This window comes from Halomonas sp. A11-A, from assembly GCF_003182195.1.
GTDB classification, from domain to species: Bacteria; Pseudomonadota; Gammaproteobacteria; order Pseudomonadales; family Halomonadaceae; genus Halomonas; species Halomonas alkalicola.
The window spans coordinates 32,226-40,926 of the sequence record NZ_QGTM01000025.1 but is presented as its reverse complement, the minus strand read 5'-3'; the positions used below and the strand labels follow the sequence as shown (position 1 = coordinate 40,926).

General features: G+C 45.4%; 7 protein-coding genes and 1 pseudogene. 3 read left to right on the top strand and 5 right to left on the bottom strand.

Features of this window, described 5'->3' with window-relative positions; translation table 11 throughout:
- Positions 1 to 190: 190 nt before the first annotated feature.
- The 3 genes and pseudogenes from DER72_RS13545 to cadR all read right to left on the bottom strand — a co-directional run bounded on the left by DER72_RS13545 (position 191) and on the right by cadR (position 1,438).
- Positions 191 to 520, bottom strand: coding sequence for a hypothetical protein (locus DER72_RS13545; RefSeq protein WP_110070514.1), 330 nt, complete (start codon positions 518 to 520; stop codon positions 191 to 193).
- Between the two features lie 148 nt (positions 521 to 668).
- Positions 669 to 932: pseudogene (locus DER72_RS13540) on the bottom strand (GFA family protein); the annotation flags it as partial.
- A gap of 98 nt (positions 933 to 1,030) precedes the next feature.
- Positions 1,031 to 1,438, bottom strand: coding sequence for a Cd(II)/Pb(II)-responsive transcriptional regulator (cadR, locus tag DER72_RS13535; RefSeq protein ID WP_092593991.1), 408 nt, complete (start codon positions 1,436 to 1,438; stop codon positions 1,031 to 1,033).
- Between the two features lie 95 nt (positions 1,439 to 1,533).
- On the opposite strand from cadR, the gene DER72_RS13530 reads away from it, so the two are divergent.
- The 3 genes from DER72_RS13530 to DER72_RS13520 are packed head-to-tail and all read left to right on the top strand — an operon-like array spanning position 1,534 to position 4,257.
- Positions 1,534 to 2,430 carry a cation transporter gene (locus tag DER72_RS13530; protein WP_110070512.1) on the top strand — a complete coding sequence of 299 codons (897 nt, stop codon included), beginning with the start codon at positions 1,534 to 1,536 and terminating at the stop codon, positions 2,428 to 2,430.
- A 3-nt stretch (positions 2,431 to 2,433) separates the two neighbouring features.
- The gene (lspA, locus tag DER72_RS13525) at positions 2,434 to 2,946 is read left to right on the top strand and encodes a signal peptidase II (protein ID WP_004863699.1); all 513 of its coding nucleotides are present in this window, start codon (positions 2,434 to 2,436) and stop codon (positions 2,944 to 2,946) included.
- Between the two features lie 21 nt (positions 2,947 to 2,967).
- Positions 2,968 to 4,257 carry an ISL3-like element ISPpu12 family transposase gene (locus tag DER72_RS13520; RefSeq protein ID WP_110070511.1) on the top strand — a complete coding sequence of 430 codons (1,290 nt, stop codon included), beginning with the start codon at positions 2,968 to 2,970 and terminating at the stop codon, positions 4,255 to 4,257.
- Between the two features lie 316 nt (positions 4,258 to 4,573).
- Here the strand turns inward: DER72_RS13520 and DER72_RS13510 are convergent, their stop codons facing one another.
- A complete protein-coding gene (locus DER72_RS13510; protein ID WP_110070515.1) occupies positions 4,574 to 6,475 on the bottom strand; it encodes a UvrD-helicase domain-containing protein in 1,902 nt (633 codons plus the stop codon).
- Positions 6,457 to 8,604, bottom strand: coding sequence for an ATP-dependent endonuclease (locus DER72_RS13505; RefSeq protein WP_110070516.1), 2,148 nt, complete (start codon positions 8,602 to 8,604; stop codon positions 6,457 to 6,459). The genes DER72_RS13510 and DER72_RS13505 overlap by 19 nt, the downstream gene beginning before the upstream one ends.
- Positions 8,605 to 8,701 lie beyond the last annotated feature (97 nt).

Genomic DNA, 8,701 nt, shown 5'->3' with positions numbered 1-8,701 from the left:
TCTGGGTGCCGTCCATGCCATGCCTCCTGTCGTCGTGGAGGCCATATCCTGGCCCAGCTCAGGGGGCGAATTCCACACCCAACGACGAAGAGCCGTAAAAACACACCTGAGTATTTGTCCTCTTCAAGGTTGAACGAGCTAATCTTAAGATCACTCAATATCGTTGCGTAATCATTAAACAATGCATCCATTAAGAAAGCTCCGTAGAGCCATCAGGAAGCCACTCAATATTCAAGCTACCATCACCAAAACGAACGACACCTTCCTTCTTCGGTAGCTCATTACACCGCCCCCGATACTCAATAAAATTATCAAGCAATTCAATCAGGTGTACTTTAAATCCCGATTCAGTTGCCTGCTCAAAAATGCTATCTTCAACTTTCCAACGCGTACCGCTCAAACGATCTTCATTATCTTCCGCACAAAAAATCACTTCACCAGTTGCCTTCACAATCTCAGGGTATTGCTTGGCAAGCATAGTAAGGCGAGTTACTTCAAAGTTTTGATCAAAATTTGGCATATTTTTTCCTTTTGCTCGCTATTCTCTCAGCTTACGAAATCTGAGCGACAGACTGCGTCGTAGACGCGCATAACGCCCTGGCTTTGCGGCTGGCCGGAGCGCCAGCGAAGGTGCGTCCGCCAACAGCCACTGGTTATGTGATCTTAGCCTACTCTGGCAGGCCCTCGAACTCTGGCACGTCACCAATCGCCGCGTCCCAAACCGCTCTGCTCGATGTGAAGATGTGCGCAGTTGGCACCACAGAGACTTCAGTATCCAAACACCCTGCGGGAACAACGAGCAGGTCTGTAAGTTGGGTGCTTGGTAATGCTGAACCACACGATCTACAGAAGCTTTTATTGTGGCGAGTACCTGGAAGCGTAAAGGAAGTCACAGCATCTACACCCGCCAGCCAGGTCAGTTTAGTTGACTGCGAAAATAAATGGGTAAGCGGATTAAATGGTTGATCTTACCTTTGCATGAGAGTGAGACAGACCGGCATCTCATCGGATTATCTGGTTGATGCTTCACCTACTGCTGGTGCATGTTTCCTTCGCTAATTCCAGCAAGAACCCCACACGCCTCAACTTCCCGGTCATCGTTGCAACTCGCTCTCAGTGAAACGAGTTGTTTCTCAAGCGCTTGCAGAGCGGTTATCTGCGACCGCACATGAGAGATGTGATCATCGAGCAAGGCGTTGACGGCGGTACAAGGCTGATGAGGGTCGTCCTGATAGCTCTGTAGTTCGTGAATCTCAGCCAGTGACAGGCCCAGGATTCTGCAGCGACGGATGAAGGCCAGCCCCTCAACGTGTTTCTCGGTATAGACACGGTAACCGTTGTCCTGCCGATCAGGCGGCGGCAACAAGCCCTGCTGTTCATAGAAGCGGATCGTCTGTGTTTCGACCCCTACCAACTGCGCCAACTGACCAATGCGCATCAGCCTCCTCCCCAACGGATTCTTTACTCTATTGACCTTATAGTAGCTTTATAGTTTTAAATGGTACCACAACATTGTTCAAGTGGAGTCGTATCATGAGCAAATCCTGTGGTGGCGCCTGTGGCGGTGATGCAACGTCCGCAGCGGATACCGATATACAGGCCTCCTCCGAGGCGCCAGGGAGATGGGTCAGTGTTTATGCCGTGCCGAAGATGGACTGTCCATCAGAAGAACGAATGATTCGCCTAGCCCTGAACGGCTTTGAGGAGATTCGGGCGCTGTCCTTCGACTTGTCGAACCGCCGGCTGAAGGTCGTGCATGACGGCGAGGTCGAGCCCGTCACCTCGAAACTGAAGACCTTGGGGCTAGGCGCCTCGCTTCAGGAAACCGTCGCTGCAAATCCGGAGACCATCAAGGCCGCCGAGTTTTCGGCAGCTTCTGCTAAGCAAGAATCCGGGACCCTGCGCTGGTTGCTCGGCATCAATGCACTTCTGTTCGTGGTGGAAATGACTGCCGGTCTGATCGCCCAGTCCACCGGCCTGATTGGAGAATCCCTGGACAATTTTGCCGATGCGGCGGTGTACGGGCTTGCCCTTTATGCGGTTGGACATAGCGTGAAAAGGCAGGTACGTGCCGCGCATCTTGCTGGTGTACTGCAACTGATCTTGGCTGTGGGCGTGCTCGTAGAGGTGGTGAGACGCTTTGTATTCGGTAGTGAGCCTGAATCGCTGGTGATGATGGCTATCGCATTCGTCGCATTGATTGCCAATACCAGTTGTCTGCTGCTCATATCCAAACATCGGGAAGGCGGGGCGCACATGAAGGCAAGCTGGATATTTTCGGCCAACGACGTGGTGATCAACCTGGGGGTCATCACCGCCGGCGCCCTGGTCGCGTGGACCGGGTCCAATTATCCGGATCTGATTATCGGCACCATCGCGGGGGGCATTGTACTTAACGGTGCCAGACGCATTCTGGCGTTGAAGGGTTAAATAATGCTCATTATTGGCAAAAAGCTCTCGCCGTATGCCCTATTGTCCATATCGGGCCTGCTGGCAGCGTCTGATCAGGCTGTAAAGTGGCTGGTGCAGCAATCAATGGCCTATGGCGAGTATGTTTCGGTGACCCCGTTCTTTAACTGGGTGCACCTATGGAACACCGGTGCCGCATTCAGTCTTTTTGCGAATGGTGGAGGCTGGCAGCGCTACTTTTTTATCGGAATCGCGGTAGTGGTCTCGATTTTTCTGATCAAGCTGATCCTTGAAAATCGTCATAAAGGAGAAGCCATCGCTTACAGTCTTATCCTCGGTGGCGCCATGGGCAACCTGATTGACCGGGTCTTTCGCGGCTATGTTGTGGATTCCTTTGATTTCTATTGGCGAGACTGGCATTGGCCGGCCTTCAACCTGGCTGATATTGCAATTGTCCTCGGTGCCTTACTTTTCGTTTCCAGCAGCTTGTTGGGTAAAAAAGCAAACACCAATGCCGAGCCGGATGGATCTGACTGACACCTACGCCTATACAACACCATGACCGAACTTCCCGACAACATCCTTCACCTGCCGCAATACCAAGTACTGGGCTGCAAATCAACCGACGACGAAATGCACTTCCAGGTGGACGTGCCCGATCCCATCGCCTGCGAGGAATGCGGCGTGCAGGGTGAGTTCGTACGGTTCGGCAAGCGTGACGTTCCCTATCGTGATCTGCCCATCCACGGCAAGCGGGTCACTCTCTGGGTGGTCCGCCGCCGATACACCTGCCGGGCCTGCAAGACAACATTCAGGCCCCAGCTACCGGAGATGGTGGACGGATTCCGTATGACACTGCGGCTGCATGAGTACGTGGAGAAGGAATCCTTCAACCACCCCTACACCTTTGTGGCGGCACAGACCGGCCTGGACGAGAAGACGGTGCGCGACATCTTCAACGCCCGCGCCGAGTTCCTGGGGCGCTGGCACCGCTTCGAGACGCCCCGCATCCTGGGCATTGACGAGCTATACCTGAACAAGCGCTACCGCTGCATTCTGACCAACATTGAGGAGCGAACCCTGCTCGACCTGCTGGCCACCCGCCGCCAGGACGTGGTGACCAACTACCTGATGAAGCTGAAAGACCGGCAGAAGGTCGAGATCGTCAGCATGGACATGTGGAACCCCTACCGGGCAGCGGTCAAGGCTGTGCTGCCCCAGGCCCGTATCGTGGTCGATAAGTTCCATGTGGTGCGCATGGCCAACGATGCCCTAGAGAGAGTGCGCAAGGGCCTCAGAAAGGAGCCGAAACCGTCCCAGAGCCGGACTCTCAAGGGAGACCGGAAAATCCTGCTGAAACGCGCTCACGAAGTCTCAGACCGGGAGCGCCTCATCATGGAGACCTGGACAGGCGCGTTCCCGCAACTGCTGGCCGCCTACGAGCACAAGGAGCGCTTCTACGGCATCTGGGACGCCACCACACGGCTCCAGGCAGAAGCCGCCCTGGACGAGTGGATAGCCACCATCCCGAAGGGCCAAAAGGAAGTCTGGAGCGATCTGGTCAGGGCAGTGGGAAACTGGCGCGAAGAGACCATGACCTACTTCGAGACGGACATGCCCGTCACCAACGCTTACACGGAGTCCATCAACCGACTGGCCAAGGACAAGAACCGTGAAGGGCGCGGTTACTCCTTCGAGGTGATGCGGGCACGAATGCTCTACACCACGAAGCACAAGAAGAAGGCACCGACTGCGAAGGTCTCTCCTTTCTACAAGAAAACCATCGGTTACGGACTGCCGGACTTCGCAGAGGAACTCAACTACGGAGTCGATCTATCAACCATCTGAGGGTGGTATCAGATTGATGGGGTGAAGGTGCCCCATCAACCATTAAATCCGTATACCCAAATAAATTTGCCGCATGAGCAGATCCCGTATCTTTTTGGCAATACTCACAATGGCACAGATAAAAGCTGTCGAAGTCACCATGGACCTCAAATCTCACTGTGCCACACAGGCAAGAACCAACATGCTTAGTCATAGGATTCCCATCCATGGCCTGCAGGTGACGCACACATAACGCTTCGCTCTGCGGCAAACTTGGAGCGCAGCGGAAAGTTTGTCCGACAGCAGCGCCTTGTTAAATGCAAGCTTACTAAACCTTTCAAGCATCCAAATTAACTACATTATCCTCACCAAACCAACTAAGCGCTGTTTGAATGACTTGAGCACTTGGATTTGGAAAGAATACAGCCAACCTTTCTTTCGCACGAGTACAACACACATAAAATATTTTCTCTGACCTCTGGCGAACACTATCGGTGCCGTTTCGCTCAAACAGATAATTAAAGTTATATTGGTTCCACTTGCCATTATCCAGAACTACCAAAACATCAGGAAATTCGGCACCTTTAGTTTTATGCTGTGTCGAGAATGGCAAGTACCCTTCGAGATATTCAAAGACATTTCGGAACTCTTGATAATTGACTTCACACACCTGCTTGTATAAATAATATTTATCTTCTATGTATCTTGCCAGATTGTCATCCTTGACAACTAAACCTAACTCATGAGCGAGGTCAATAACCTCACCTATCTTAATGCCCACCTGTATTTCAAAAGACTGAATGGCTTTATTCAGCCTGATTTTATCTTGAACAGAAGTAAGGGAGTAATCAGTCGCTTTAATGAACTGATTGAATTTTTTAGATTGATAGAGTCGTATGCAATTTTCTATTTTAAACAGATGCTTGACTAAATCATCTCTATTAGATCCAGGTTTACTTTCATCACCAACGTTATTTTTCTTATCATCAAGCAGTTGTTCTTTGTCAACGTATAGCTTTGATATCTTATCGTAAGGCTGTTTTTTGGCTAAATCAAAATATCTTGGATGATTATCAATGTAATTACTCTGTGCAGGTGTTGGATCTGGATTTCCAACATGATCAATTACTTGAGCAAGTGTTTTTCCTGTAGAATCGTATTCTGGCTCATCTCTTTCAAGAGATTTTCTTATTTTAGTTCTAATATAATCAAGGATTTTATCTTTATCATAAATACGCATCAATTCAGGAAAATTAGCCTTATCTGCAATAAGGCTGTGAGTAAGATTAAGTTCCTTAACTAATTCATTATTATCGAATTCCCATCCAAGATGTTGCCTGACTGAGTCCAGACTATCGTTAGATGAGTATAAAAATTCAACAAGACCTTGCTTGACGTTGCCGTCCTCATCCATATTCGGAGCAGTTCTATCTCTCGAAGGCTCCTGAATAAGCCCATCAACTCTAAGCTGATTTGCCAAGTTGATTATTTTTAAAGGATTACGCCGGTTTTGCTTCTTGAATACCTCAATTACTTTTGGCGTTTCAGTTCTCGTATACTTATCTAAATTACCAACACTACCATCATAAATCGATTGCATTGCATCACCAAAAAAGCCAACAACATTGTCCTTGGTTGACTTTTCAAGATGCTCTAGCAATATATCTATAACTAAAGGATCAGTATCCTGATATTCGTCTACAAAAATAAACGGATATTTATCCTTTGTTATCGAGCATAGCTTTTCGTACTTTTCAAACATCTTAGAAGCCAAGACTATGACCTCATCGTGTGATATTATGCCTTTTGCTAGTTTTAAGTATTCTTTATATTGAATCGAGTCGCAGTCATAAAAAAAATCCTGAGAAACAACCTCATTATCTGGATGTTTGATTTTAGTTTGCTCAGGGTCATTTATAAGTTCAATCAACGTCTCCTTAATCTCCGATTGAAAACATTTAATATTTCCCCATAAGAAATCATGTATAGTCGAGACGTATAAATTTTCGTGTGAAATTCGATCTTCAATTTCATTAACTGCAGCATTGGTGTATGTAATGCACCCGATATTTAGTGAAGGGCTATCGCTAACTACAGCTTTTAACACTTCCACTAATGAATATGTTTTACCACTACCTGCACCGCCACTAAGTAGGAAGTGCTTTTTACTCTTGATCAAGTCAATGACATGCCTTGATTCCTCAGAAAGGTTTTCTAGGTCTAGTTTTTTTGAAGCCATAACAATCCTTCCTTGATATAGAGGGGGACGTGCCAGTTTGAAAACTCAACTCCTTCTTCTGTCGTCTCGCTATTAAGTAATATTTCAATGGCAAGAGATGGCTTACTATTAACTGCTTTTTCGGAAAATTCGAAAACATCAATATCGTTTGACAGATACAAATCTAAATATTTTTTTGTTAACGATGGGAATGCGCTATATCCGGCATTAAGCAGATCTTTATTTATACTGAAAAATGCGTCCTCATAGCTTCTACCATGATATCCATGCTCTGCTACCTGATATACAATCTTAAGAAATCCATTAGGATCTTGTTGCCAGGTTTCGCTTCCTGATGGTTTGGTTAAGCTCTTATTTTCAAAGTCTAAGCCTTTGTAGAATCCTAACTCTTCTTGTTGAAAGAAAAATTTTAGAGATGAGTTAGATGACTTTGAACCATTAGGATCTAAAGGAGTACATTGAACTTCTTCTATTTTATTTTTGCCATTCTTATACTTTTGCGGCGTTACTCCATCATCTTCGTATACGATCTTTTCGTAGTAGCTATCAATGTCAGTAATAATTAGTGACTTAAGTCCTACAAAATCAATGAATTTCTCAAATGTTTGAGAATGAGCTCCAACCTCTACTATTGAAATATTCTGCGACAACAACGGTTTTTCGTCCGGATTCTGAGCATCTTGGTCAATTTTCTTCATCATTGATGGCAAGATAATCCGCTCTGTATCACCTTCGATGAATATCGCTTTATCAGCAAAAAACAACTCCGCTCGATTTAGGGTTAAGTATTGCTTTAGAAATCGATACGCTTTTTTTAGCTCTTCGTCTTTTTCTGGATCTTCACTAGAAGCGTAGGCATGCTCTAAATCTTTTAGGTTTTTCGCCTGTACTTGATGATCTTGAGCGGATTTCTTAAGGTATTTAATATCCTCAAAACTGCTTTCTGATACTATGTGCGATGAATGCGTAGTAATAACTGATTGGAGGTGAATGACCACCCCATCTTCCCTTAAGCGGTTTTGCCTTAATAGCTCTTTGATATTTTTTATAAATACATATTGCATTTGCGGGTGAGTATGTGCTTCAGGCTCTTCAATAAATAGCAAGTTAATTGCCGCTGGCTTTTCCTTTATTGACCGTCTCAACCTACTCATTAGCATTTCAATTTCAAAAATCATACTAATTAAGTTCATATACCCTAAACCATTATAATGTTCGGGTAAGTCGTGACTCTGATGCGCATACATTACAGTAGTGTTGCCTTCTAAAAGCTCCCGATGCTGCAACGTAGACGTAATTTTGATATCCGTTTCATCTGGATTTATACCACCGAATTTGTTCACCTTTTCGATGATACCCTTAAACATGCTCTGATAGATGCCACTCAACCTATCATCGGTTTTACGCAGTTCTTTTTTAAATTCGTCAGACGCTTCTTCTTGTTCATCTGACTCATCAACTTGCCTGTACAAGCTTGACGTTTGATTAGACAAGGTTTTATCGTTTTTCTTATTAGTGACGCTTCGCTTCGCATTAATGAACTGAATTCCTAAGATATCTTTAAGGTTTATCCTTTCCTTGTGCAAATCCAAAAATTGATTCTCGTCATCATGCAAAAGACTCTTTTTAATAATTGGACCGAAATAATCAGACAACTTTTCCTTGAGGAAAAGATGGGGTCTATTATCAAACTTATTAGATTCTTCGATATAATTTAATTTAAGCTCATTTAGCTTGTCGAATGGGATTTTATATTCAAAAGAAAGAACTACGTTATCATCATCAGGATCTAAACTCATTATCAATGGACTGATCATAGAAAGATCGTCTGATTCACTGTATTTAATAAAAAGCTTTAGTTGAATTCCTAAAGGAACATATTGTTCGTGAGCACCTATCTCTTGGTCACCTAGAAGAATTTTCTCTAATGAAGACCTCAGTTCAATATTAAAGTCTTCATAGGACACTGCGTTTCTTTCCGATTGGACTACTAGTTTGTCTAGGCAAGCTAAAACAGATGTTTTACCAGTGTTATTTTTTCCTATAAGTAGAGATAGCTCATCTTCCAAATCTAAGACGAAGTTTTTTAGTAATCTGAAATTTGAAATTTCAATCCGTGCCAATTTCATGCTCTTCTTTTTACCTTTTTCTTGACCGACAGATATGGACTAACTCTACAAGCGACCCACCAGCATTTAACGCCTTGCTCACCGGAAAATTAGGAGC

Excerpts from the sequence above, each read along its gene's own strand:
- lspA (WP_004863699.1), top strand. The coding sequence starts at position 2,434 with ATGCTCATTATTGGCAAAAAGCTCTCGCCGTATGCCCTATTGTCCATA.
- cadR (WP_092593991.1), bottom strand. The coding sequence starts at position 1,438 with ATGCGCATTGGTCAGTTGGCGCAGTTGGTAGGGGTCGAAACACAGACG.
- DER72_RS13545 (WP_110070514.1), bottom strand. The coding sequence starts at position 520 with ATGCCAAATTTTGATCAAAACTTTGAAGTAACTCGCCTTACTATGCTT.
- DER72_RS13505 (WP_110070516.1), bottom strand. The coding sequence starts at position 8,604 with ATGAAATTGGCACGGATTGAAATTTCAAATTTCAGATTACTAAAAAAC.
- DER72_RS13520 (WP_110070511.1), top strand. The coding sequence starts at position 2,968 with ATGACCGAACTTCCCGACAACATCCTTCACCTGCCGCAATACCAAGTA.
- DER72_RS13510 (WP_110070515.1), bottom strand. The coding sequence starts at position 6,475 with ATGGCTTCAAAAAAACTAGACCTAGAAAACCTTTCTGAGGAATCAAGG.
- DER72_RS13530 (WP_110070512.1), top strand. The coding sequence starts at position 1,534 with ATGAGCAAATCCTGTGGTGGCGCCTGTGGCGGTGATGCAACGTCCGCA.